Consider the following 23,449-nt stretch of genomic DNA (forward strand, 5'->3'; position numbering starts at 1 on the left):
GCTCACTCGGCCGCCTCTACTGAAGAGAGTGTCGCCTGATCTCCTCGATCAGAGCCTCAACGGGCTCAGAGGGGCGGGCGGCACTCTCTGTGAGAACGACGAAGTCGACGGTGCCCAATGGCGGCAGCGGATGGGAGACGTTGAGCACGGTTAGCCCCTGCGGCAGCATCGACAGGGGGAAGGTGGCCACGCCTATCCCTGCTCGCACTGCGGCAAGGATTCCGTTGATGTCTCGGGCTGCGCACGCAACCGTCCACGCGATTCCCGCGGTTTCCAGCGCATTGATGGCCGCCGCGCGGGTGGGACTGCCCGGCTGATAGGTCACCAGCGGCAAGGGGCTCTGCGGATCCCAGACGAAGGATCGATGTGCGGCCCACACCAGCTGCTCGCATCGGATGAGTGAGCCATCCGGCATGTCCGGGTCGTGGCGCACATATGCCAGGTCCAGCCGCCCCGCGCGCAGCTGACGAGCCAGTGCAGGGCTCTGACCCACGGTGATCTCGATGGAGACGTGCGGGTTCGTGCGTCGGAAGCCGCGCAGAATGTCGGCGATCTGGTTGTGTGCGAGGTCGTCAGCGGAGCCGATGCGGATGCGCCCGCTGGGCTGTGGAGTGGTAAAGCGCGCGAGCGCTTCATCGGTGGTGCGGACGATCTGCCTGGCGTAGCGAAGCAGCGTCTCTCCGTCAGCGGTGACACGCACCCCGTGAGTGTCACGGTCGAGAAGGGTCCTTCCCACCTCGTCCTCAAGTCGCCTGATGCGCTGGCTCACGGTGGGCTGACTCAGCGCAAGTTCTTTGGCTGCGGCTGAGAAGCTCAAGAGCTCGGCCACAGAGATGAACGTACGAAGCTGGTCGGATTCCATGCTCCCCAGCCTATTGGAGATACTGATAACCGATATTCCTGTTATCGCCTTATCAGTTCACCTGATCGTCGGTACGGTAGCCGATGTGAGTGTGGACGAGCACCGGAGCACTTCCCCTGAGACAGCACCGATGCCGGTCGTCGGGGGGCCTCGGCGTTGGCAGAATTCCGTGGAGTCACTGAGCCACTCCGAGTACCGCAGATATGCGCTCGGCCTGTTGAGTTCAAGCGCAGGGCTGTGGATCGCGCGCATCGCCACGGACTGGCTCGTGCTCGAACTGACGGGTAGCGTCGCGCTGTTGGGAATCGTGATCGCCGTGCAGCTCGCGCCGCCGATGCTCTTGGGCGCCTGGGGTGGCGTCATCAGCGACTGGATGCCTGCGCGGATCGCGGTGGTGTCGACTCAGCTCCTTTTCGCGGGGCTCTACGTGCTGCTGGGAATCATCGTGCTACAGGGCGACGTCGCGCCGTTCTGGGTGTTCGTCGTGTCAGCCGGTGTCGGCATCGTCAGTTGCCTTGATGGACCCAGCCGAGCGGTACTGACATCTCAGACGGTCACAGTGAGTGCCTTCCCGAACGCGATCAGCGTCAACGCGGTCATTCCTCAGCTGGGCGGCATCTTCGGGGCGATGCTCGCAGGCGCGGCCATCGCGATCTTCGACATCGGCATCACGATGATCTTCGCTGCTGCGGGTCTCGCGGTCGGTGCAATCGCCACAGCTTTCATCCGCTCCCAGCGCCTTGTGCCCCGACCTGCGGCCTCGGGCGCGTTGAATCAGCGCGGACAGATACGCGAAGCGATCCGCTATGTTCGCCGCAAGCCCGCGATCATGCTCTCGATCCTGATGCTCGGAGTGCTCTCGCTGAGCGGCCTCTCGGCATCGGTGCTGCTGGCGTGGATGGCAGACACCAAGTTCGACTCTGGGGCGACCGGGTACAGCCTGTATGCGACCGCAGCCTCTGTGGGCGCACTGGTGGGCGGGTTGCTGTCGACGAGCCGCCGAAATTTCACAGTCCGAGGCAACGCCGTCGCTCTCGCCGTCTCGGCGCTTCCCTGGCTGCTGTGCGGACTGACGACCTGGCCAGGGGTATTCCTCGTAGCGATTGCGGGCGCGAGTACTGCGCGTCTGATCTTTCTCATCGGGAACGACACGCTCACCCAGCTTTCGACCAACCTGAGAATTCGCGGACGCGTGGTAGCGCTCTACCTCATGGTCGCCACCGCGGGTCAGGTCATCGCATCGGTGCTGCTCGGCTGGATCGTCACCGCGTGGGGCGGAGACGTGGCATTCCTGTTGACGGGTGCCTTCACTCTCGTCACCGCGATAGCGGTCTACGCCCTCGCGCCGTGGGCGGAGAGGCCCGCACTGACGCGGGCCTAGAAGTTGCGCACCGACGCACTATTTCATGTATCTGAACCGCTTTACATAGGTGTGGAACTACGGCATGCTAAGGGCAGTCGAATTCCCCGACCGATTCCCACAGTTACATACCTCAACGAGGAGAAGCCTATGTACAAGCGCACCAAGGCGACTATTGCACTTTCTGCCGTTGTCGTCGGAGGTCTGCTCCTAGCCGGATGCTCAGCAGGGGCCGCCAACGGACCCGCACCCGAAGCGCAGGAGCTCGAGACCGACCCATCGAAGATCTCGGGAGACATCCGGTTCATGACGTGGTGGGCGTACGCGGATGACGCCGTGATCGCGGCGTTCAAGAAGGAGTACCCGAACGTCAATGTCGAACTGGACTTCACGCCGATCGACTCCTACCAGCAGAAAGTGCAGTCGCTGGCATCGTCCGGCGACCTGCCCGATGTCTTCGGCTCACAGCAGATCCTTCCTCTGGCCAAGGGTGGCCAGTTGCTCGACATGAACGCAGCGCTTGACACCCCTGCGCACGACATGGAGGGCAACTGGCGCGAAACCTTCATACCCGCTCTCCTCTCGGGTGCGAATCAGGGTCTCGACGAGGTGACGGCAAACGGTGAGATCTGGGGCGTTCCTTTCAACGCCATCAGCGTTGCCAACATCTACAACAAGGACATCTTCGCCGAGGTCGGCATCGAGCCGGCAGAGGACTTCGCAGGTCTGCTCGACAACTGTCGTGCGCTAGACAAGGCGGGCTACATTCCCATGTCGCTCACCGGTGCTGTGTGGGGCGGATGGTGGCCGTCGCTCGCCTGGGACCAGACGATGCGGGATGAATCCGTTGCTGACTTCACCGTCGAGAGCCCGGGTTTCATCCGGGGTCTGGAGATCGTCTCAGAGATGGCAGATGCTGGTTGCTGGGATCCCTCGCAGGTGACGACCGACATCGCGGCAGAGACTGCGCTCTTCCTGCAGCAGAAGACCGCACAGTTCGTCTCGGTTCCCGAGAACTTCCTCAAGTCCGTCGCAGACGGTGCTGACTTCGAGCTCGCCACGAGTATGCTGCCCCCGTTGGACGGCAAGACACCCAACCGCATCCTCGGCGGTGGCAACGCGAACGTCATCGTCGTCAATGCAAAGAGCGAGAACCTCTCGGCCGCAGTGGCACTCTCGAAGTTCCTCACCTCAGAAGGGCTGCAGCGTGAACTGGCTTCAACCCAGTTCACGATCCCCAGCATCGACATCAGCCTGGAGTCCGCCAACCCGCTGATGGGCGCCTACCTGGAAGCCACAGCGGATGGCTTCATCGATCCCAGTGGGTACATGCCTGCATTCTCCACAGAGGGCCAGACGACGTGGAACTTTGAGGTTCTGCCGAGCCTGCTTCTCGACAAGCTCACTCCGCAGGAGGCCGCCGCCGCTGCTGCCGGCCTCTTCAACGAATAGATTCCGTACTCAGCATTCGGGTGAGGTGCCCTGAATCAGGGCGCCTCACCCGCCTACCCCGAGGTGCAGTCTCATGGCGCGTTCACGCACCAGATATCGGCGCTCCGCCTTTCTTGGCGTCGTCCTGTCGCTCCCTGCGATCATTCTGGCCTTCTTGTTCCTTTTCTGGCCCGTCTTCGTCGCGGGTCAGTACAGCTTCACGAGCGCATCAGGTTACGGCGACCGCGATCCCGTCGGCTTCGAGAACTACCTCACCGCGTTCACCGACACCCGCTTCCACGACGCGATCGGGCGGAACGTCATCTTCGCCATCGGAGTGACCCTGTGCTCCACTGTCATCGGCTTCGTTCTCGCCTACATGCTCTTCTTGAGAGTGCGTGGGTGGCGGGCACTTCAGGTGATGTTCCTGGTGCCGTTCATCATGCCGGTGGTGGTCGTCGGACTGCTCTGGCAGTTCATGCTTGAACCCACCAACGGCCTGGTCAACTCCGTGCTGCGTCAGATCGGTCTTGGCAGCCTCGCCGGCCCTTGGCTCACGGGGGAATCCACCGCATTGGCAAGCGTCGGACTGGTGCATGTCTGGACACTGGCTCCGTTTGCAATGCTCTTGATCTTCAGCGCGATGATCGGTCTTCCCGCAGATGTCTTGGAAGCAGCATCCATCGATGGAGCCGGGCACCTGGTGAAGATGTGGCGGATCGTGCTTCCCATGGTGCGCCCAACACTGGTGCTGGTGCTCTTTGTGCTGATGCTCCAACTCTTCCGATCTTTCGACCTCGTCTATCTGCTGACCAAGGGCGGGCCGATCGGATCGACGACGATCGCAACCCTTTATCTCTTCGTTGAGGGATTCACCAACAACAAATATGGCTACGCGAATGCCCTGGGCATCATCCTGGGCCTCGTCCTCGGCACCATCGCGATGATTCCCCGAATCGTCACGTGGCGACAGGCGCGAATCTCGGCAAAGCGAGGAGCACTGTGAGTACGCAACTGCGTGAACAGGAGACGCGAGTCATCGTCGTTCCCAACCCCCGGCAGCGCCGACGGCAGGGCAAGGGCCGCGCGCCGAGAGTCGCAACCGTCCTGGCATGGGCATATGCCGCCTTGTGCACGTACCCTCTGCTGTGGCTCATTCTCCAGTCGTTTCGCACGGACGCGGAGATTCTCAGCAAGCCGTGGGGGCTGCCGCTGCGGCCGACGTTCGATGCCTACGCGACGGCGTTCGAGACGACCCCACTCCCTCAGTATTTCCTGAACAGCCTCCTCGTGACGGTGGCGGTCATGCTCTTGGTCGTCGCGTGCTGTGCGGGCGCGGGGTATGCACTTTCAAAGCTGCGCTTTCCAGGTAGCGACTTCGTTCTGCTGGCCTTCATCGGGGTTCTGGTGCTGCCCGCACCCATCCTGCTGCTGCCGGTGTTCCTGATCTCCAGCGACCTGGGCATCATCAACACGCACATCGGTCTCATCGGGCCGTACGCCGCAGGCGGACTCCCCTTGGGTATCTTCCTCATGAAGACGCACTTCGACGCGATCCCCGCGTCATACGCCGAAGCCGCCGAGATCGACCGGGCGAGCTCGTGGCAGATCTTCCGCATGATCATGCTTCCGCTCATCGGGCCGGCCGCGGCAACGGTGGCCGTGCTTGCGTTCATGTCGTCCTGGAACGAGTACATCTACGCGCTCGTGTCGATTCGGAGCGCCGAGCTCTTCACGCTCCCCATCGGCATCGCAGACCTCTCAGCGAAGCGGTTCCTCTCCGGGTACGCGCCCGTATTCGCTGCGATGGTCGTAACGGCATTGCCGGTCTACATCATGTTCATCGCCGCGCAGCGCGCGTTCATCCGTTCGCTGACTTTGGGCGGCGGGGTCAAGGGTTGAGCGCCGAGCAAGACGAGTCGCATGGAAAGAATACGGAGTTGTGCAGCATGAACAATACGAAGTACGAAAGCATCATCATCGGGGCGGCCCAGGGAATAGGCGAGACGCTCGCCCGGCGGCTGGCTCGACGGGGTACATTGCTGATCGTCGACGTGAATGCGGGGGCCAACGACGCACTCGCAGTGTCGCTGAGAGATGAGGGGCACCGCGTCGACGCACGCACACTCGACATCACAGACACCGCGGGAGTGGCGGAGTTGGTGCAGGAAGCTGGTGCCCCACGCTATCTCGCCTTGGTTGCCGGAATCTTCGCTGCGTCTCCTTCGCTGGAGTCAAGCCCGAGCCAGTTCGAGAGCATCTTCGCCGTCAATACGATCGGCATCTACGACGTCGCTCGTCAGTTCGCCGCTGTGATGGCGACGAGTGGAGGGGGCGCGATCTGTGCGATTGGATCGATCGCGGCACGAATGCCACGAATGAGACAAGCAGCCTACAGTGCATCCAAAGCGGCGATGCGCCAAGCGCTGCGCGTGTTGGCGATGGAAGTGATCGCTGATGGCGTGCGAATCAATTTCGTTGCTCCGGGTCCTACGGTGACGCCGATGGTGCGAGCGCTGGCCGCGGACCACACCGGGGTGGATCTGGCCGCAGGCGAGTCGGAGGCGTTCCGGCCGCGAATTCCCGATGGTCGGCTTGCAGAGACAGACGACATCGCCGCGGCGATGGAGTTCCTGCTTTCCGACCAGTCGGCGCACATTGTGATGCATGACTTGTTCGTCGACGGAGGAGAGAGCCTGGGCATCTGAGCGGGGGCTGCTGGAGGGGAGGGGCGGACGACAATTCCGGTTGTGTCGCGCGATCCAGGCTCTTGGCGATGATGGTCTTGAACTCGATGGGTGTCACGGCCCTGGTGGGACTGCCCGCGGCGCCGCGCGCAAGTGTGTTCGATCCAGGTGACGATCGTGATCAGCAACACTTCTCGGTGGTCCTCGACCGGCAGCTTTGGGCGATTGACTGGAACCGCGACTCGTCATCGTGGGCTGGACCAGGGGAGCAATCGTCAATATCCCGCACTCGACGAAGTTCAGAAGCAAGACTTTCGCTGTGGTCGGTCTGAAAGACCCACCGAGTCATAGTCGCTCGTGTCATAGTCGGCAAGTGCGCACCCGTTCCGTCCCTAATCTCGCCCCGGTGCTCGAACTCATCGAGCGCGACGCGCGGCACGACCGCTTCTCGCACTGGGGTCTCTCCACGGTGATCGACGAGAACACCGGCGAGCCGGTCATCGATCGGCCCCTGTTCGACGCGCTTCACGCGGCGGCGGGGATCACCGCCGAGTACCCCATCGGCAACGCCGGGGTGATCCACGTCTACGGTTACTGGTTCTCGACCGCGGTGACGCCGTACGGCTACAAGCGCGACAGATGGCAGAACGGCGAGCTCGCGAGAGCGCTCGGCAAGAGCGAAACTCACTTCCACCTGTTCTCGGACCCCGACTCCACGCCGCTGCAGCGCGTCACCGCGGCGACGCTGCCGCTGCTGCGCGACCCGCCGAAGAGCACCGAAGGCACGGCGGATGCCAGGGCGGGCGCCCTCGACACCCGGGTGGTCCTGGTCGCCGAACGCGACTCGCCCGTCAGCGCGCTCATCTACGGCATCCGCGCCGCCGACGCGTGGCGACTGATCACGACGTTCCCGCTGGCGGGGGAGCCCGCCGCCGTCATCGACGATTTCCTCGCCGACCGCAGGCTGCGGTGGAATGCGGCGATCCCGCTCTGATTCCGTAATCGAACGTTCACCTTCCCGTAGACAATGCGTCCACTCCGCTCGCTTATAGTGGACGCATCGTCCACAGAAGGAGCACGAGTGAATCCCAGCATCATCTTCGACTTCGACGGCACCCTCGCCGTCGGCAACGGTCCGGTTCTGGCCTATGCCCGCTACGCAGCGGAAGCCGCCGCAGATGATTACCTCACTCGCGTCGCCGCCGAGCTCACGATCTACGATCAGGGTGAGTCGCGATTCCGCGACGGGTACGACGTCGTCGGCACTCTCGCCCGTGAAGACGGCGTCGACGAGATCACCCTCCAAGCCGCCTACCAGCACAGCCGGACCCATCTCGGCACCGACGATGCCCCCGTCTCACCCGCACCGGGACTGCTCGACCTGCTGCAGAGCCTCGACCCCGGCATCCGGATCATCCTCGCGACGAATGCGCCCGGTGAGGGCATCCCCGCCCTGCTCGAGAGCTGGGGGCTCACAGATCGCTTCGCGGCGACGCACTTCACCGTCGGCAAGCCGGTCGGCCTCGAGCCGATCCTGACAGCCGCCCTGGCCGACGGACCCGTGCTCTCGATCGGCGACATCTTCGCCTTCGATCTCGCCCCGGCACAGGCGCTCGGCGCCGACACCGCGCTGGTCGGCGCCACCGCGCACACCTCGCCCGCCTCGCCTACACTGCGCGGCGCGACGCTCGCCGATCTGGCGCCCGACATCCACCGCTGGGCCGCCTCGGCGCTCGGCGCTTCTGCTTCACCCCTCAGCACGACACCTCATCACACCAGCACCGAAAGGTAATCCGCGCATGCGTAAGCCCATCGTCGCCGCGAGCATCTTCGCCGCAGCCGCTCTCGTCCTCACCGGCTGCGGCGCAGCCGACAACGGCGACTCCACAGCATCCGACACCGAGTGGCCCGAAGAGATCACGATCTCGCTCGTGCCCTCGACCGAGAACGCCGACCTCGCCGAGGCACTCACCCCGCTGACCAGCTACCTCAGCGACGAGCTCGGCATCAAGGTCAACGGTGTCGTCGCCAGCAACTACGCCGCCACTGTCGAGGCGCTCGGCGCCGACCAGGCACAGGTCATCATCACCGACGCCGGTTCGCTGTACAACGCGATCAACCAGTACGACGCCGAGCTGATCCTGCGCGACGTGCGCTTCGGCGCGAGCTCGTACGCCGCCGTCGCCTACACGAACAACCCCGACAAGTACTGCGACGACGAGCCGGTCAAGGCGACCTACGCCGCCAACGACGTCGAGCTCAGCTTCTGCAACGGCATCGAGCAGGCGGGTGAAGCCTCCACCGGCACCGGCCCCGCCGCCACCGAGTCGCTCGAGAACATCGACAAGGGCACCAAGGTCGCCCTGCAGGCGGCCACCTCGCCCGCCGGCTACCAGTACCCGGTCGTCGCCATGCAGGCCGCAGGAATCGACACCGACAAGGACATCACCCAGGTGCCCGTCGAGGGCAACAACAACGCGGTGCTCGCGGTCTACAACGGCGATGCCGAGGTGGCCTTCGGGTTCTGGGACGCCCGCTCCAGCGTGCTCACCGAGGCTCCTGACGTCGCCGACAAGGTCGTGGCATTCGCCTACACCGACATGATTCCCAACGGCGGCGTGGCAGTCAGCAGCAACCTGCCCGACGACCTGGTCGCCCAGCTCACCGAGCTGATGGACGGGTACGTCGACTCGTCCGACGAGGCCAAGCAGGTCATGACCGACCTGGTGAGCCTCACCGACTGGACCGCCGAGATCAACCAGGACGAGATCGACCGCTACGGCGAGATCCTGCAGAAGTTCTCGAACTGACGCCACCTGTAGAGAAGTCCGACCTGTAGAGAAGAACGCATGGAAACCTCCTGGCACGTAGAGCTCGACCGCGTCTCGGTCACCTATCCGAACGGCACCCGCGCTCTGAAGGAGGCCTCCCTGCGGATCGAAGCGGGTGAGATGGTCTCGATCGTCGGCCTGTCCGGCTCGGGCAAATCCACCCTCATCCGCACGATCAACGGGCTCGTGCGGGCCACCGGCGGCACTGTCGCCGTGGGCCCGCACGAGGTCACCGCCCTGCGCGGGCGGGCGCTGCGCGAACTGCGCGGACACGTCGGCATGATCTTCCAGGGCTTCAACCTGGCCGAGCGCACCGATGTCTACCACAACGTGCTCGTCGGCCGATTCGCGCACGCGCCCGCCTGGCGCAACCTGCTCGGCATCCCCTCGCCCGACGACCGCGAGATCGCCCTCACCGCCCTCGACTCGGTCGGCATGCTCGAGAAGGTCTGGGCCCGCGGGGGAGCGCTGTCGGGTGGGCAGAAACAGCGCGTCGCCATCGCGCGCGCCCTCTCGCAGGAGCCGAGCATCATGCTCGCCGACGAGCCGGTCGCCTCGCTCGACCCGCCCACCGCCCATGCCGTCATGAGCGACCTGCGGCGCATCAACGCCGAGCGCGGCCTGACCGTGCTGGTGAACATCCACATGATGGACCTCGCCCGTGAGTACACGACCCGCATGATCGGACTGCGCGCCGGCGAGATCGTGTACGACGGCCCGGCCCAGGACGCCACCGACGCCGACTTCGAGCAGATCTACGGGCGCCCGATCCAGGTGCGTGACCAGATGGGCGCCGCCGGATGAGTGCCCCCACCCTCGAGGCTGTCAAGGCCCCACCGCGGCACGAGCTGCCCCCGAAACCGCGCAACCTGCGCAGGACGGTCCTCATCGTCGCGGTGCTCGTCGTCTTCACCGTCGCCACCTGCATCCCCGCCATCGGCGGGGTCGAGATCGACCTCGCATCGATCGCCAAGCACTGGAGCAACGGCGCCAAGAAGCTGGCGCAGATGCTGCAGCCGAACTGGGCGTTTCTGCCCCGCACCATCGACCCGATGCTCGAGACGCTGCAGATGGCGCTCGTGGGCGCCGTGGTCTCGGCGATCATCTCGGTGCCGCTGACCCTGTGGGCGGCCAAGCCGACCAACCCCAACAGCATCACCCGCTTCATCGTCCGCACCATCGTGAACGTCATCCGCTCGGTGCCCGACCTCGTCTACGCGGCCGTGCTGGTGGCCATGGTCGGAGTCGGCGTGCTGCCTGGTCTGCTGACCCTGGTGCTCTTCGACATCGGCATCATCGTGAAGCTCGTCTCCGAAGCCATCGACTCCGCAGACCACGGATACATGGAGGCGGGCAAGGCCGCCGGCGGAACGCAGTTCCAGATCAACCGCACCACGGCGCTGCCGCAGACCATGCCGCTGTTCGCCAACCAGTGGCTGTACGTGCTCGAGCTCAACGTGCGCATCTCGGCGATCCTCGGCTTCGTCGGCGCGGGCGGCATCGGCCGGCTGCTCGACGAGCGCCGCAACTTCTATGCCTACGGCGACGTCTCGGTGATCATCCTCGAGGTCCTCGTCGTCGTGGTGCTCATCGAACTGCTCTCGAACGCCCTGCGAAGGAGGCTGGCATGACCGCGCTGTCGGTGCCCCCGCGGCCTTCTCGCCTGTGGCCGACGATCTTCGCCGTCCTCGCCGGAATCATCATCATCTCGGCGACCGTCGGACTGCAGATCCCCTGGGCGGACGTGCCGAAGATCCCCGAGAACGTGGCCAAGTACTTCGGCCTGATGTTCGCCCCGCCCAGCTGGGAGAAGCTGCCGCGCGCCCTGATGGAGATGTGGCGATCGATCTCGATGGCCTGGCTCGGCGCGATCCTCTGCGTCGTGATCTCGATCCCGCTCGGCATCCTCGCCGCGCGGGGCGTGGGACCCGTCTGGCTGCGCACGGTGCTGCGTGGCGGCTTCGCGCTCATCCGCGCCATCCCCGAGGTGATCATCGCGCTGATCCTGCTCACGGTCACCGGGCTCACCCCGTTCACGGGGATGCTCGCGCTGGGCATCGCCGGCATCGGCACCCAGGCCAAGTGGGTGTACGAGACCATCGAATCCGCCGAGGAGGGCGCCTCCGAGGCGGTGCGCGCGGCCGGCGGCACGACCCCCGAGGTCACCCGCTGGGCGCTGTGGCCCGCGGTCGCTCCGGCGCTCATGTCGTTCGCTCTGTACCGCTTCGAGATCAACATCCGCACGTCCGCCGTGCTCGGCATGGTCGGTGCGGGCGGCATCGGCAGTATGCTCGCCAACTACACGCAGTTCCGCGAGTGGGACACCGTCGGCATGCTGCTCATCGTGGTGGTGGTCGTGACCATGATCATCGACGCGATCTCTGGTGCGGTGCGCCGCCGGATCATGGAAGGAGACCGTTCCGGTGAACTGGCACGGGTCGTCTGACGCACCACCACTCGCCCGCATCGCGGCGCTGGCGCCTTCGCTGCAGCCGGGGGAGCGACGCGTCACCGAGGCGATCATGGCCGATCGGGAGGCGACCGTCGAGCGCACTGCGCAGGAGCTCGCCGATGCGGTCGGCGTGGGGCGGACCACGGTGATCCGCGCCGCGCAGTCGCTCGGCTACGAGGGGTACCCGCAGCTGCGGGTCGCTCTCGCGCAGGAGCTCGCACTCGAGTCCACCGGGACCGATGACGCCGACGCGGCCGACGGCACGCTGCTCGGCTCGGTGCGAGCCGGAGTCGGCCGATTCGCCGCCCGGCTCGGCAACACGACCGCCGCGCTCACCGAAGACGATGTGCAGCAGTTCATGCGGCTGCTCGACGAGTCGCAGCGCGTTCTCGTGCTGGCGAACGGCCTGTCGGGGGCGCTGGGCATCGATCTGGTGCTGCGTCTGAACTCGGCCGGTCGACCCGCCGAGATCCTGATGGATGCCATGTCGCAGCAGATCTCGGCGCGTCAGCTCGGCCCTGAATCGCTGTGCGTCGTGATCTCGGGCTCGGGAGCGAACCGCGCCACGCTGGAGGGCATCAGCGCGGCGAAGAAGGGGGGCGCGAAAGTGGTCGCGATCACCTCGTTCGCCCGTTCGGCGGCGGCGGATGCTGCCGACGTGGCGCTCGTGGTGCCGCCGATCAACGAGAGCTTCCAGGACGAGCTCATCCACACGTCGCGGGCCGCGATCATGCTGCTGATCGAACTGCTCGTCGAGCAGTTCGTCGCCTACCGCGGGGAGCGCGGACGCGAGGCGCAGGCCGTCGCCCTGTCGATGCTCGGCGGGGGCATCCTCGAATAGCCGGCACCGCGGCGGTCACCGACTCAGCTGACGAGCCGTGCGACCTCGCCGACGGCCCGCAGGAACGCAGGGAAGTCGGGCTCGCCCTCGGCGGGATCGAGGATGACAGCATCCACCCCGACCTCTGCGAAGCGGGCGATGCCGGCGACGACCTCGACGGGCGACCCCGCCAGGCCACGATCCACAGCGAGAGCGTCGTCGCCGTGCTGGGCGGTCACCCTGGCATCCGCCCCCTCGCCGAAGGCCGCCGTGACGTACGCGACGACTGTCGGCTCGCCGGCGCGGCCGGCGGCCTCCCGCCCGGTGCGGACGTGGCCGATCTGCTCACCCACCTCCGCCGGAGTGAGCCCCGAGACCAGCACCGTGCCATCGGCGATCTCGCCGGACAACGCGAGCGTCTTCGCGCCCTGACCGGCGGCGTACACCGGCGGCGCCGAGGCGACGGGCCAGTCGAGACGCACGCCCTCCAGCGTGACGTACCTGCCTGACGCGGTCACCGCGTCACCCGCGAGCAGAGCACGCAAAGCCGTCACCTGCTCGCGCATCAGCGTCAGCGGCGAGGTGGCCTTCGCCCCCACCTGCGCCATCCACGACTGCACGCCGTGCCCGAGGCCCGGCAGGAACCGGCCGGGGAACATCCGCTCGATCGTCGCGATCTCCATGGCGGTGACGGCGACGTTGCGCAGCGGCAGGGGAGCGATGCCGAGCCCGATGCGCAGGTTCTCACTCCAGGCGAGGGCAGCCGCGGCCGACGCGTAGCCCGATTCGCGGAAGCAGTCCTCCCACAGCCAGAGCTCGGGAACAGCTGCCGTCTCGGCGACCTGCACGGCCGCGCGCAACTCTTCGGGGGCGTGGTGATACGGGTTGAACACCGCGCCGATGCGGGTCATGCCGCACCTCCATTCTCAGGTCGGGCAGCCGAGCGGATAACGTGGGTGCGCATGGCGCGAGTCTTGCACATGCGCGGCTCCGCGACGAGGTGAGTGAGCGCACCTCGAATGCGCCCATCGGCTGGGGCGTGCACGCACCTCACAGCTTGATACCCCCGGGGGTATAGTACGATGGACGAAACCACCCGAAAGGACCTGAACCATGTGCGCACGAGTGACCTGTGAGACCTGCGGCAAGGCGACCTGGGAAGGCTGCGGCGAGCACATCGAGCAGGCCCTCGCCGGCGTTCCCGCCGACGAGCGCTGCGCCGGCCACTGAGCTGAGGGACATATGACGACCAAGAACATCACCGCAGCCGACCTGCGCAGCACCATCGACGACAACGACATCGTGCTGCTCGACTTCTGGGCTGCCTGGTGCGGTCCGTGCCGCGCGTTCGCGCCGGTGTTCGAGAAGGCGTCGGATGCCAATGCTGACATCGTCTTCGGAAAGATCGACACCGAGGCCGAGCAGGAGCTCGCCGCCGGTTTCCAGATCCGCTCGATCCCGACGCTGATGGCGTTCCGCGGCGGCATCCTGGTCTTCTCGCAGCCGGGTGCCCTGAACGAGGCTCAGCTCGACCAGGTCATCACCGCCGTGCGCGGTCTCGACATGGACGAGGTGCGCGCCGAGGTCGCCCGCCAGCAGGCCGCCGCTGAAGCAAAGGCCTGACGCCGGCGGCATCCGAGTCTGATGCGGGCCGCATCCGACTCTGCCGGCGAGCCTCGTCGGCTCTGACGCGCGCCGAGGCACTCAGGTAGGGTCGCTGTCATGGCTACCGCGACGACGCAGGCACCACGACGCGAGGCATTCGGCTCTCGCAACGTGTTCATCCTCTCGGCCATCGGCTCGGCCGTCGGCCTCGGCAACATCTGGCGCTTCCCGTACGTCGCCTACGAGGGTGGCGGCGGGGCATTCCTGATCCCGTACCTGTGCGCGCTGCTCACCGCGGGCATCCCGCTGCTGTTCTTCGACTACGCGATCGGCCACCGCTTCCGCGGCTCGGCACCGCTCGCCTTCCGGCGCATGCACCGCGCCGCCGAGCCGCTCGGCTGGTGGCAGGTGCTCATCTGCGTCGTGATCGCGACCTACTACGCCGTGATCATCGCGTGGGCGGCGATGTACACCTGGTTCTCGGCGCAGCTCACCTGGGGTGCCGGCAATGAGGAGTCGTTCTTCTTCACCGACTTCCTGCAGATGGGCGATGTCACCGGTGGCGTGTCCACCGACTTCGTGCCGCAGGTCGGATTCCCGCTGATCGGCGTCTGGCTGGTCGTCATCGTCATCATGGCGCTCGGCGTCAAGCGCGGCATCGGCGCCGCCAACATGGTGCTGATGCCACTGCTGACGGTGATGTTCGTGATCCTCGTGGTGCAGGCGCTGTTCCTGCCCGGCGCCATGGAAGGTCTGAACGCGTTCTTCACCCCGAACTGGCAGGCGCTCGCCGACCCGGCCGTGTGGGCCTCCGCATACGGGCACATCTTCTTCTCGCTGTCGGTCGCCTTCGGCATCATGGTCACCTACGCGTCGTACCTCAAGCGCCGCACCGACATGACCGGCTCAGGCCTGGTCGTCGCGTTCGCGAACTCGGGCTTCGAGATCCTCGCCGGCATCGGCGTCTTCGCCGCCCTCGGGTTCATGGCTCAGGCGGCGAGCACCGATGTCTCGGGCGTCGCGACCTCGGGCATCGGCCTGGCGTTCATCGCGTTCCCGACGATCGTCTCGCAGGCCACCGGCGGCTCGATCATCGGAGTGCTGTTCTTCGGCGCGCTGGTGTTCGCCGGGGTCACCTCACTGATCTCGGTGCTCGAGGTCATCGTCGCCGCACTGCAGGACAAGCTGGGCTGGCGGCGCGTGCGCACCACGCTGATCGTCACGATCCCGATCGCGCTCATCTCGATCGCGCTGTTCTCGACGACGACCGCGCTGGCGGTGCTCGATACGACGGATGCTTTCGTGAACGCGTTCGGCATCATGGCCGTCGCGCTCGTGGCGGTCATCGTGGTGGCGTGGATCCTGCACAAGCTGCCGGTGCTGCGCGAGCACCTCAACCGCCGCTCCAGCTTCAAGATCGGCCGGATCTGGATCCTGCTGGTCGCCGTGCTCGCCCCGCTCGTGCTCGGCTACCTGCTGATCAGTGAGATCGTCGCCAAGATCACCACGCCCTACGGCGACTATCCGGTCTGGTTCCTGTCGATCTTCGGCTGGGGCATGGCGATCGGGCTGGTCGTGATCGGGATGCTGCTGGCGGTGCTTCCGTGGAGCAGGCGCTCGCACGCGAAGGACGATCCGGACTACGACGAGTTCCTCGCGGTGGAGCGGTACGAGGCCGATCCCGAGACCGGCACCGTGAGAGTGTCGGATGCCACACAGAACGGAGCACGCCCATGACCGCCACAGCCGTCGTCATGATGATCATCGCGATGGTCACCGTCTGGGGTGGGCTGATCGCGGCGGTCGTGAACCTGGCCCGCCACCCCGAGGTCGCCGAAGCCGAGCCCGCTCCGCCCGTCGAGCTGTGAGCCCCGGGTGCCGGGCCCTGCCCTGACGCGACAGGCTGGGGCGCATGCTGGCGCAAGCGCCACGCGGGTGGTTGAATCCGATCATGGGGAACCATCCGAGCGCCGACTTGGAGTCGGTACGCGTGGCCACGGCGCTGCGCGACGACATCATGCTCGGTCGGCGTCCGCCCGGCTCCCGTCTGATCGAGCGTGACATCGCCGCCGAACTGCGGGTATCGCGGCTGCCCGTGCGTGAGGCGATCAGGGCGCTCGTGGCCGAGGGCGTCGTCGTGGCGAGGCCGCGCACCTGGGCCGTCGTGCGGGAGTTCTCCTCGCGCGACCTGCAGGATTTCGCCGAGGTGCGCGAGGCGATGGAGACGCTGGCGTTCGTGCTGGCCACCAAGCGCATAGACGCCGAGGGGATCGCGCGGATGGAGGCGCTCGTCGCCCGCGAGGAGCAGGCCGCGCTCAGCGGCGACGCGGATGCCGCGCACGAGGCATCCGCAGCCTTCCACATCGCGGCTGTGGAGCACTCGGGCAACAGCATGCTGATCGAGCTCGCCGCTTCGCTGGTCACACGACTGCGCTGGCTGTTCGGGCAGCACGAGGATCTGGGGCAGATGGTGAGCGCGCACCGGGTCATCCTCGACGCGATGCGCCTGCGCGACGTGGAGGCGATGCGCACACTGATCCCCGCGCATCTGGCCGAGGGGCGGGCCGCGGCGGAAGAGAGACTGCACCAGCGTCGGTGAGTGCCGCTACGCTCGATTCTGGAGGTGCTCGTGGGACGAACAGCGGATGCTATCGCCGAGGGCCTGGCCATCGCCACGGCGGCTGCTCGCCTGACCGTGAAGAACCAGATCCTGGTCGGCACGATCGCGCGCGGCGGAACCTTCGACATCGATCACTACATGTCTGAGGCGCGCGCCGCGCTGCTGGCGATGGCGCACGAGTCCGACGAGGCGGCCGAACTGCTCACGCGGCTGCGCAAGCGCGCCCGCGGGCGGCATTCCGACCCGCACGGCACGCACGACTACCGTGACCGCGATGTGCGCAATCTGCGTCGTCGGGCGAAGCAGTCGACGGGCGTGGCCGATCAGCTGCGCAAGATGACCGAAGACCCCGATGCGCTGCGCGTTCTGGTCGAAGACGCCAGGGCCGCGGCCTGGGCTGATGTGCGCAGCAACCTCGATCGGCGACTGCGCGTCGAGGGGATGCGCCCCGACCAGGACCCCGACTACGACACCATGCGCGAGGCGCGCATGCAGGCCCTCAAGCTGGTCGATCTGCAGGCGCTCTCATCGGAGCAGAGGTCGCGTCGCAAACGCGAGAAAGCCGCCGAGAAGGCGGCCGAGAAAGAGGCTGCGAAGATCAAGACGCGTGCCGAACGCGGCAACCGTCGTGACGCCAGGGCGGTCAATAGCTGAGCCGGTACCGCGATTTCACTTCTCGGCAGATCGTGTTGTAGGCTGTTCCCTGGCCCGCTGAGCGGGCCGTGCGCCCCTAGCTCAATGGATAGAGCATCTGACTACGGATCAGAAGGTTGGGGGTTCGAGTCCCTCGGGGCGCGCACTGTGTTGAGACAGTAGTCAAAACCCCCGTCGCTGAAGCGGCGGGGGTTTTCTCATGCCTGGGCCCTGAGGCTGTCGAGGAGCCGACGTTCCGCTGGCGACGTAGGCTGGAGGGGTGACTGCGTACGTCTCGGCTTTCGACCTGTTCTCCATCGGTGTAGGACCTTCGAGCTCCCACACCGTGGGGCCGATGCGGGCCGGGGTCGACTTCGTCGCCCGGCTGCGCGCGCTGGGGCTGCTCGAGAGCGTCGCACGGGTGCGCTGCGAGCTGTTCGGCTCATTGGGTGCCACCGGTCTCGGCCACGGCACCCCCGATGCCGTGCTGGCGGGGCTGCAGGGACTGCACCCCGAGACGTGCGACCCCGACGACGTCCGCGCGCTGTGGAGCGACTGGCCTGAAGGGCGCGACCTGCTGCTGGACGGCGTGCACGCGATTGCGTTCGTCAAGGACGACATGGCGTTCGTTCCCCGCACTCGGCTTCCCGGGCATCCGAACGCGATGACTCTGCATGCGCTCGACGCCGCCGGTGCCGCCCTGCTCGAGGAGACCTACTATTCCGTCGGCGGCGGGTTCATCCGCCGCGACGGCGAAGAGGCGCGCGTCACCGTCGCCGAGCAGCCGTTCCCCTTCCGCGACGCGGAAGAGCTCATGGCGCTGTGCGACGAGAACGGCCTGTCGATCGCCGAGATCGCCCGCGCCAACGAGACCGTGCTGCGTTCCGAAGAGGACGTCGCCGCCGGGCTGGACGCGATCTGGGATGCGATGGCGTCGTGCGTCGACGCCGGTCTGCACTCCGAGGGCACACTGCCGGGCATCCTCAAGGTCAAGCGTCGTGCCGGCGACATCCGCGCGCAGCTGGAGGCCTCTGAGGCCGGCGGCCATGCCGCACTGCCCGGGGAATGGCTGGGCGCGTTCGCGCTCGCCGTCAACGAGGAGAACGCCGCCGGTGGTCGGGTGGTCACCGCGCCGACCAACGGCGCAGCGGGCATCCTGCCCGCCGTGGCGATGTACTGGTGGCGCTTCCTCGCCGACTCCGGACTCGGCGTCGGCAACGCGGTCACCCCGCACGGTGAGCTCGTCGGCAGCGCCCTGTTCGGATTCCATCGGGCCGAGTCGTCACCGGGTGGGTCCCTGAGCCTGTCGAAGGGCGAGGAGCGCAGCGACGAGACGAGACGCGCCGAGGCGAACCGGCGCCGTGGCATCCGACGTTTTCTGCTGACGGCGACGGCGCTGGGATCGCTGTTCAAGGCGAATGCATCGATCTCGGGTGCCGAGGGCGGCTGCCAGGCCGAGGTCGGCTCGGCGTGCGCGATGGCCGCCGGCGGCCTCACCGCCGTGATGGGGGGCACCGTTCGACAGATCGAGAACGCCGCCGAGATCGCCATGGAGCATCACCTCGGGCTCACCTGCGACCCGATCGGCGGGCTGGTGCAGATCCCGTGCATCGAGCGGAACGCGATCGCCGCATCCACCGCCGTCACCGCGGCGCGGCTCGCGCTGCGCGGCGACGGTCGCCACTACGTGTCGCTGGATGCCGTCGTCGAGACGATGCGGCAGACCGGGCTCGACATGTCGACGAAGTACAAGGAGACCAGCGAGGGCGGCCTCGCGGTCAACGTCATCGAGTGCTGAGCACGGGTGCGGCCGGCACGGGGCCAGGGTTCACTCGCGCGCAGCGCGGGCCTTGGTATGGCGCGTGGGAGCAGCGGACCAGGGGTCTTCCGGCCAGGGATGCTTCGGGTAGCGGCCCCGCATCTCGGCGCGCACCTGCGCGTAGGGACCCGACCAGAACGAGGCGAGGTCGTCGGTGACGGCCAGGGGCCTGCCCGCCGGTGAGAGCAGGTGGAACAGCACCGGCACGCGACCGCCGGCCAGCCGTGGCGTCTCGGCCCAGCCGAAGCACTCCTGCAGCTTGACCGCCACCACCGGGCGTGCGTCGGGCTCATCCGCCGGCGGGTAGGCGATCCGCACGCGCGATCCGCTCGGCACCTGAAGCCGCTCGGGCGCGAGGTCGTCGAAGCCGGCCGCTGCGGGCCAGGGCAGCAGGCGGCGCAGCGCGGGGGTGAGGTCGATCTTCCCGGCCGGGGTGCCCTTCGCCAGCGAGTTCAGCTCGGGGCCGAGCCAGGCGTCGAGGTCGGCGAGCAGCGCGGCATCCGACACATCCGGCCACGGATCGCCGAGCTCGCGGTGCAGCAGCGCGAGTCTGCGCCGAAGCTCGTCGGCGGCATCCGACCAGCGGAACAGGGCGAGCCCATCGGCGCGGATCGCGCGGCGCACAGCATCCACTCCCTCCTCGGGAGACGGACGCACGGGCACCGACGACCGCACGATGGCCCCGAACCGGCGCTCGCGGCGCGCGACGACCCGTCTGTCGGCGAACGACGCCTCGACCCGGTCGGTGAGCAGATGCCCGGCGGCCAGTTCGGCCTGCTGTTCGGTGATCGCCGCCGCCGTGCGGATGACGGCCCCCGATCCGGCGGCCACGCGCCCGCTCGCCCGCGCGACGTCGGCGACAGCGAGCCACTCGGCGTGCGCGAGTGATCCGCGCACGCCGGCGCGGGTGCCGGATGCCAGCAGATAGGTCGCCCCGTCGGCCGTGCGGTCGACACGTCGGGCGATCCGCTCGGGGAACGCCAGCGCGACGATCAGGCCGGCGGCGTCGACCGAGGATGCCCGGTCGGTGCTGTTCCCGGTGGTGGTGAAGCGCAGCATCCGCTCGACATCCTGCGACCAGCGGCGCACGTCGGCGCCGCGGCGGCCGCGCAGCGCGACGATCGCGGCGCCGATGTCGGCGTCGGGCAGGCGGCTGTCGCCGCTGAGCAGCGCCACCACCTCGGCGGCGAGGCGCGGGTCGACCAGCGAGCCGCCGTCGCGCAGTGCGCGTGCCAGGCGCGGGTCGGTGGGGATCCGGGCCAGCGCGCGGCCGTCGTCGGTCGCGCGTCCGTCGTCATCGATCGCGCCGAGTGCGCGCAGCGTCTCGAGTGCATCGCGCAGGCTGTCGGCCGGCAGCGGGTCGATGAGCCGCAGCCCGGCACCGGCGGGAGCACCCCAGCAGGCGAGCAGCAGCGCGGCGTCGGTGAGGTCGCTCGTCGCGATCTCGGGAGCGGGGCGGGCGGGGGATGCCGCATATGCGCGCTCATCGATGCAGCGGATCACGGTGCCCGGCCCCTGTCGGGTGGCGCGGCCCGCGCGCTGCACGGAGGCGGCTCGGGATGCCATCGCGGTGACGAGACCGGTCATGCCGCGGGCCGCATCCCTCTGCGGATGGCGGGCGAGGCAGCTGTCGACGACGATCCGCACGCCGGGGACGGTGAGTGAGGATTCGGCGAGCGACGTGCTGATGATGATGCGTCGCGCTTCGTCGGCGCGACGTCCGCGGATCACCGCGTCCTGGGCGGACGCGGGCAGCTGTCCGTGCAGCTCGCGCACGTCGAGACCGGTCGGTTGGAGACGGCGCGCGATCTCGGACACCTCGCGGGCGCCGGGAGCGAAGACGAGCACGTCGGCGGTGGGGTCGGCGAGGGAGTCGGCGGCGGATGCTGCCGTGCGGGCGACGTGGTCGAGGAAGTCCCGCGTGACTCCGCGCTCGTCGAGGCGCGGGGCCGGGCTGGGAGCCCAGCGCTCGGTGAGCGGATGCGCTGGAACGCGGTGGTCGACGACCGGGGCCGGGGTCGCGTCGGTGCCCAGTACAGCGGCGATTCGCTCCGCATCGAGGGTGGCCGACATGGCGACGACGGTCAGGTCGTCGCGCAGTTCGCGCACCTCGCCGAGCAGGCCGATGAGCAGGTCGGTCTCGAGGGCGCGTTCGTGGACCTCATCGAGGATGACGGCGTCGGTGCTGTCGAGCCCGGGATCGTCGAGCATGCGGCGCAGCAGCACACCGGCGGTGACGAACTCGATGCGTGTCTGCCGGTTCACCGCGCGCTCGCCGCGGACGGTGAACCCGACGCGGGTGCCGAGCGGCGTGCCGTCGAGCTGCGCAAGACGGCGGGCGGCCGCTCGGGCGGCGACGCGGCGCGGCTGGGTGACGACGATGCGGCCGGGGGAGCGGGATGCCAGCATCGGCGGCACCAGGGTGGTCTTGCCGGTGCCGGGCGGGGCGCTGATGACGAGGGCTCTGCCGGCGTCGAGGGCCGCGGCGACGTCGTCGAGCGCGTCGGCGAACGAGAGCCCTTCGCCGATGCGCTCAAGGTCGAACGCTGCGGTGGTCACTGTTCCAGTCTGCCGCGTGCGGCGTGGAGTTACATTCCGGGGGCCGACACGCCAGTCGTCGGACGTTCTCGTGAGAATCGTCCGTGATCTGGTGTGTCGGCTCCCGAAGCGTATGCGGTTGACGCGGTGTGTCAGTCCGCGGAGCGGGCTTCCGGTTCGGCATCCGACGTGGCAGCTGCGGATGCCGCGGTGCGCGCTTCGGCCGTCACCGGGGCATCCGACGCCTGCGCGACGCCCGCGCCGAAGCCGCGGCCGACGGCCTGGCCCTGGATGATGGCCGCGAGATCGAGGCCCGTCGTGGCGTTGACGCTGTCGAAGACGGCGCGCATGGCCTTGGCGTTGTCGCTGCCGACGACGCTGGAGGCGCCGTCCTCGCCGGCGCCTCCGACGATCGAGACGTTTCCGATCGCGGAGTATCCCTTGGCGAACTCCGACATGAGCGACGGCAGCACGTCGAGCACCCGCTGCGACAGGAACGCCTCCTGGTTGGAGGCGATGGCCTTCGCCTCGGCCTCGACGGCGGCGGCGCGGGCTTCACCCTCGGCGCGGATCGCGTCGGCTTCGGCACTGGCGCGCAGGCGGCGTGCCTCGGCCTCGGCGTTCGCCTTGTCGCGGAGCGCGGCGGCTTCACCGGCGGCGCGGGCCTTGTCGGCCTCGGCCTGCTGCTCGGCGATGCGGGTGCGGGCCTCGGCCTGCTTGACCTGCTCGATCGCGGCGGCCTCGGCGGCCTTCTCACGGGTGAAGAGGTCGGCCTGGGCGCGGGTCTCGGACTCGTAGCGCTGTGCGTCGGCGACGCGCTTGACGTCGGCGTCGAGCTGGGCCTGCTTGTTCTCGGCCTGCTGCTGCATCACGGCCTGTTCGGCCTGGGCGCGGGCGAGGTGCTCGGCCTGCTCGGCTTCGGCGCGGGCGCGGCCGATGCCGGCGTTGGCGTTGGCGGTGTTGGTGTCGAGCGCGGTCTGCTCGATCAGGTTCGCCTCTTCGTTGGCGATGTGCTTCTGGTTGATCGCACGGTCGGCGTTGGTCTGCGAGATCTCGGCCGCCTGACGCTTGGCCTGGATCTCGGGGGCGCCGAGCGACTGGATGTAGCCGACGGCGTCGGTGATGCCCTTGATCTGGAACGAATCCAGGATGAGGCCCTGCTCGGCGAGCTCGTGCGAGACGTCGGAGGCGATCTGGTCGGAGAACTTCTTGCGCTCGCGCATCAGCTCGACGACCGACAGGGTGGCGACGATGCCGCGCAGGGCGCCCTCGAGCTGCTCGGTGGTGAACTGCTCGATGGCCTTGTCCTGCGAGGCGAAGCGCTCGGCGGCGCGGCGCACGTACAGCGGGTCGGAGCCGATCTTGACGATGGCGACGCCGTCGACGTTGAGCGTGACGCTGTCGAGCGACTGCGCCTCGGCGTTGAGGGAGACCTGCCGGGAGCGCAGCGAGATGATCTCGTGCCGCTGCGTGATCGGGTTGACCAGCGACTTGCCGTTGACGATCACCGTGACGGGCGATTCGGCGAGTTCCGAGCTGCTGGTGCCGTCGGCGTTCAGGACGGCGCGCTGCACCTTCTGTTTGCGTCCTGAGATGACGAGCGCCTCATCGGCGCGCGCGACCTTGATCCAGCTGCGTGCGAACAGCAGCAGGATGAGCAGGACGATGATGACGGCAACGACGGCGATGCCGATGATGACCAGGATGCCGACGAGTCCGGCGATCTCCATGTTCTCTCCCTAATACCCGCGTTCCCCTCGAACCGGGTCTTCTGACACCTTGCCAGAGATC

At 67.6% G+C, this 23,449-nt stretch carries 22 protein-coding genes and 1 tRNA gene; 19 read left to right on the forward strand and 4 right to left on the reverse strand.

Translation table 11 applies throughout. From position 1 onward, the window contains the following. Positions 1-16: 16 nt before the first annotated feature. A complete protein-coding gene (locus WDU99_RS06965; RefSeq protein ID WP_337331723.1) occupies positions 17-862 on the reverse strand; it encodes a LysR family transcriptional regulator in 846 nt (281 codons plus the stop codon). Here WDU99_RS06965 and WDU99_RS06970 point away from each other — a divergent pair. The 12 genes from WDU99_RS06970 (at position 861) to WDU99_RS07025 (ending at position 12,464) form a co-directional block, all read left to right on the forward strand. Further along, positions 861-2,243 carry an MFS transporter gene (locus WDU99_RS06970; RefSeq protein WP_337331724.1) on the forward strand — a complete coding sequence of 461 codons (1,383 nt, stop codon included), beginning with the start codon at positions 861-863 and terminating at the stop codon, positions 2,241-2,243. The genes WDU99_RS06965 and WDU99_RS06970 overlap by 2 nt on opposite strands. 129 nt (positions 2,244-2,372) lie before the next feature. Further along, entirely contained in the window at positions 2,373-3,674 is a 1,302-nt protein-coding gene (locus WDU99_RS06975) for an ABC transporter substrate-binding protein (protein ID WP_337331725.1), read from the forward strand. Between the two features lie 73 nt (positions 3,675-3,747). After that, positions 3,748-4,659, forward strand: coding sequence for a carbohydrate ABC transporter permease (locus tag WDU99_RS06980; RefSeq protein ID WP_337331726.1), 912 nt, complete (start codon positions 3,748-3,750; stop codon positions 4,657-4,659). Further along, a complete protein-coding gene (locus tag WDU99_RS06985) occupies positions 4,617-5,555 on the forward strand; it encodes a carbohydrate ABC transporter permease (RefSeq protein ID WP_337331727.1) in 939 nt (312 codons plus the stop codon). The genes WDU99_RS06980 and WDU99_RS06985 overlap by 43 nt, the downstream gene beginning before the upstream one ends. 47 nt (positions 5,556-5,602) lie before the next feature. Then, on the forward strand, positions 5,603-6,361 hold the full coding sequence (locus WDU99_RS06990) for an SDR family oxidoreductase (protein ID WP_337331728.1): 759 nt from the start codon (positions 5,603-5,605) through the stop codon (positions 6,359-6,361). Between the two features lie 352 nt (positions 6,362-6,713). Next, positions 6,714-7,334, forward strand: a complete 621-nt coding sequence (locus WDU99_RS06995; protein ID WP_337331729.1) for an amino acid deaminase — start codon at positions 6,714-6,716, stop codon at positions 7,332-7,334. A gap of 87 nt (positions 7,335-7,421) precedes the next feature. Further along, complete coding sequence (locus WDU99_RS07000) at positions 7,422-8,132, forward strand: HAD family hydrolase (protein ID WP_337331730.1); 711 nt, start codon at positions 7,422-7,424, stop codon at positions 8,130-8,132. A gap of 7 nt (positions 8,133-8,139) precedes the next feature. Continuing rightward, positions 8,140-9,150 (forward strand): phosphate/phosphite/phosphonate ABC transporter substrate-binding protein, encoded by a 1,011-nt coding sequence (gene phnD, locus WDU99_RS07005; protein ID WP_337331731.1) that lies wholly within the window; start codon positions 8,140-8,142, stop codon positions 9,148-9,150. 39 nt (positions 9,151-9,189) lie between these two features. Beyond that, positions 9,190-9,975, forward strand: coding sequence for a phosphonate ABC transporter ATP-binding protein (gene phnC / locus WDU99_RS07010; protein WP_337331732.1), 786 nt, complete (start codon positions 9,190-9,192; stop codon positions 9,973-9,975). Further along, positions 9,972-10,802: a phosphonate ABC transporter, permease protein PhnE gene (gene phnE / locus WDU99_RS07015; RefSeq protein ID WP_337331733.1), complete on the forward strand. Its 831-nt coding sequence runs from the start codon at positions 9,972-9,974 to the stop codon at positions 10,800-10,802. The genes phnC and phnE (WDU99_RS07015) overlap by 4 nt, the downstream gene beginning before the upstream one ends. After that, positions 10,799-11,617: a phosphonate ABC transporter, permease protein PhnE gene (gene phnE / locus WDU99_RS07020; protein WP_337331734.1), complete on the forward strand. Its 819-nt coding sequence runs from the start codon at positions 10,799-10,801 to the stop codon at positions 11,615-11,617. The genes phnE (WDU99_RS07015) and phnE (WDU99_RS07020) overlap by 4 nt, the downstream gene beginning before the upstream one ends. Next, the gene (locus WDU99_RS07025; protein WP_337331735.1) at positions 11,595-12,464 is read left to right on the forward strand and encodes a MurR/RpiR family transcriptional regulator; all 870 of its coding nucleotides are present in this window, start codon (positions 11,595-11,597) and stop codon (positions 12,462-12,464) included. The genes phnE (WDU99_RS07020) and WDU99_RS07025 overlap by 23 nt, the downstream gene beginning before the upstream one ends. Before the next feature lie 23 nt (positions 12,465-12,487). Here WDU99_RS07025 and WDU99_RS07030 read toward each other — a convergent pair whose 3' ends face one another. Continuing rightward, a complete protein-coding gene (locus WDU99_RS07030) occupies positions 12,488-13,354 on the reverse strand; it encodes an LLM class flavin-dependent oxidoreductase (RefSeq protein WP_337331736.1) in 867 nt (288 codons plus the stop codon). A 331-nt stretch (positions 13,355-13,685) separates the two neighbouring features. On the opposite strand from WDU99_RS07030, the gene trxA reads away from it, so the two are divergent. The 7 genes from trxA (at position 13,686) to WDU99_RS07065 (ending at position 19,099) form a co-directional block, all read left to right on the forward strand. Continuing rightward, entirely contained in the window at positions 13,686-14,066 is a 381-nt protein-coding gene (trxA, locus tag WDU99_RS07035; protein WP_337331737.1) for a thioredoxin, read from the forward strand. Between the two features lie 99 nt (positions 14,067-14,165). Next, positions 14,166-15,785 (forward strand): sodium-dependent transporter, encoded by a 1,620-nt coding sequence (locus WDU99_RS07040; RefSeq protein WP_337331738.1) that lies wholly within the window; start codon positions 14,166-14,168, stop codon positions 15,783-15,785. Then, positions 15,782-15,916 carry a methionine/alanine import family NSS transporter small subunit gene (locus tag WDU99_RS07045; RefSeq protein ID WP_337331739.1) on the forward strand — a complete coding sequence of 45 codons (135 nt, stop codon included), beginning with the start codon at positions 15,782-15,784 and terminating at the stop codon, positions 15,914-15,916. Before WDU99_RS07040 ends, WDU99_RS07045 begins: the two co-directional genes overlap by 4 nt. Positions 15,917-15,999: 83 nt before the next feature. Next, positions 16,000-16,647, forward strand: coding sequence for a GntR family transcriptional regulator (locus WDU99_RS07050; RefSeq protein WP_337331740.1), 648 nt, complete (start codon positions 16,000-16,002; stop codon positions 16,645-16,647). Next, on the forward strand, positions 16,648-17,322 hold the full coding sequence (locus WDU99_RS07055) for an asparagine synthase (RefSeq protein WP_337331741.1): 675 nt from the start codon (positions 16,648-16,650) through the stop codon (positions 17,320-17,322). 70 nt (positions 17,323-17,392) lie between these two features. Further along, a tRNA-Arg gene (locus WDU99_RS07060) sits at positions 17,393-17,465 on the forward strand. A gap of 116 nt (positions 17,466-17,581) precedes the next feature. After that, entirely contained in the window at positions 17,582-19,099 is a 1,518-nt protein-coding gene (locus WDU99_RS07065) for an L-serine ammonia-lyase, iron-sulfur-dependent, subunit alpha (RefSeq protein ID WP_337331742.1), read from the forward strand. A gap of 30 nt (positions 19,100-19,129) precedes the next feature. Here WDU99_RS07065 and hrpB read toward each other — a convergent pair whose 3' ends face one another. Beyond that, positions 19,130-21,679: an ATP-dependent helicase HrpB gene (hrpB, locus tag WDU99_RS07070; protein ID WP_337331743.1), complete on the reverse strand. Its 2,550-nt coding sequence runs from the start codon at positions 21,677-21,679 to the stop codon at positions 19,130-19,132. 131 nt (positions 21,680-21,810) lie between these two features. Further along, a complete protein-coding gene (locus tag WDU99_RS07075) occupies positions 21,811-23,388 on the reverse strand; it encodes an SPFH domain-containing protein (protein WP_337331744.1) in 1,578 nt (525 codons plus the stop codon). Positions 23,389-23,449: the final 61 nt, after the last annotated feature.

This window comes from Microbacterium bandirmense, from assembly GCF_037204185.1.
Taxonomy (GTDB): Bacteria; Actinomycetota; Actinomycetes; order Actinomycetales; family Microbacteriaceae; genus Microbacterium; species Microbacterium bandirmense.